Below are 1,377 nucleotides of genomic sequence, written 5' to 3'. Positions count from 1 at the left end.
CTCCCGGTCGGCCCACCGCTGCTCGGCGGTGGTGAGCTGGGCCAGCGTCGGCATGGAGGCGGCCTCGGGGGGCTCGGCGACCACGCCCGGCCGGTCGACCCAGCCCTTGTCGGAGGACCAGCGCAGGGTCGCGGTCGCCGGGTGCTGCACGGTCTGGGCGCCGGGCGCGCGCAGCGCGGCGAGGTCCTTGGGGGTGGGGACGCCCTTGGTGGCGGGGACCCGCTCCGCGGTGCCGTTCCCCGTGGCCGTGGCGGCCTGGGGGTGCGGGGGCTGCTCGGCGGGCCGCTCGGCCGCCGACAGGGCCGACTCGGGCAGCGGCGCGGAGAGGATCGCGGCGATCTCGGGGCGGGGCGCGGGCGGCGGGGCGCAGACGCCGGTCAGCTCCTTGGCGCGGACGGCCTGGGTGATCCAGGCCCGGTCCAGCACGCGCCGCTCGTCGGCCTCGGCGACCAGGTCCTCGGACTGGTTGTAGTCGCCGTCGGCGGCCTGGACGGCCCACAGGTGGACGGCGACACCGTGCTCCTTCGCGGCCATCATGCCGGGCAGCAGATCGCCGTCGCCGGTGACCAGCACGACGTCGGAGCAGGCCCGGTTGCGGGCCAGCTCGGTCAGCTCGGCGTGCATGGCGGCGTCGACGCCCTTCTGGGCCCAGCGGCCGTCGCTGCGGGTGAGGGCGCCCAGCCGGACGGTCACCCGGGGCATCACGCGCAGCCGGCGGTGTTCCGGCTGGGGGACCCGGTCGGGGGCGCCGTCGAACCAGTAGATGCGCAGCAGGGGGCGCTCGGTGTCGGACTCCGCGCGCTCCCGCAGGGCCTGGATCAGCGCGGCGTGGTCGACGGTGATCCGGGACCGCGAGGGCTCACCGGCGAGGAGGCTGGCGGCGGCTCCCAGCAGATACCCGGCGTCCACCAGGACGATGCATCGGTCCACGCGACTCACCCTCTTCCCGGAAGGTTTTGCTTCGGACTTCCTTCGAGTCTGCCCGACCGCGCGGGGGTTAACGGCCCGAACTCGATCTTCGGCGTGGCGTTTCGGGTTCCCGTCCGCCCAGCTGCCCTGTCACACACGGTAATTATCCGACATGCGCCTGATGTCAGCGTATGTGAATCTGGTCCCGGCCCTGGCCCCTAGATCCCCCACAGGAGGCAGATCACCATGGCCAAGAACAAGAACCGCAAGCAGGCCGGCCCGCAGAACCGCGCGCAGCAGAACGAGCACGCGCAGCGTCCCCCGGCGGAGGACCACGAGTCGCCGGTGTCGCAGATCCCGGGCAGCCCCTCGGATGTTGCCCGGAAGAAGCAGAAGAGCTTCGGCCACAACTAAAGGGCAGTTGAAGCCCAGGCACACGGAAGGGGCGCACCCGCGACGGGTGCGCCC

The 1,377-nt window shown here is 73.3% G+C and carries 2 protein-coding genes; one reads left to right on the top strand and one right to left on the bottom strand.

From position 1 onward, the window contains the following. The coding region (locus tag ABZ923_RS41290; protein ID WP_361483602.1) for an NYN domain-containing protein at window positions 1–930 on the bottom strand (930 nt) is incomplete at its 3' end. A gap of 225 nt (window positions 931–1,155) precedes the next feature. On the opposite strand from ABZ923_RS41290, the gene ABZ923_RS41285 reads away from it, so the two are divergent. Continuing rightward, window positions 1,156–1,323: a hypothetical protein gene (locus ABZ923_RS41285; RefSeq protein WP_361483599.1), complete on the top strand. Its 168-nt coding sequence runs from the start codon at window positions 1,156–1,158 to the stop codon at window positions 1,321–1,323. Window positions 1,324–1,377 lie beyond the last annotated feature (54 nt).

Origin of the sequence: Streptomyces sp. NPDC046881 (assembly GCF_040645015.1) — a bacterium.
In the GTDB taxonomy this organism is placed as follows: domain Bacteria; phylum Actinomycetota; class Actinomycetes; order Streptomycetales; family Streptomycetaceae; genus Streptomyces.
This window is presented reverse-complemented; position numbering and strand designations above follow the sequence as displayed.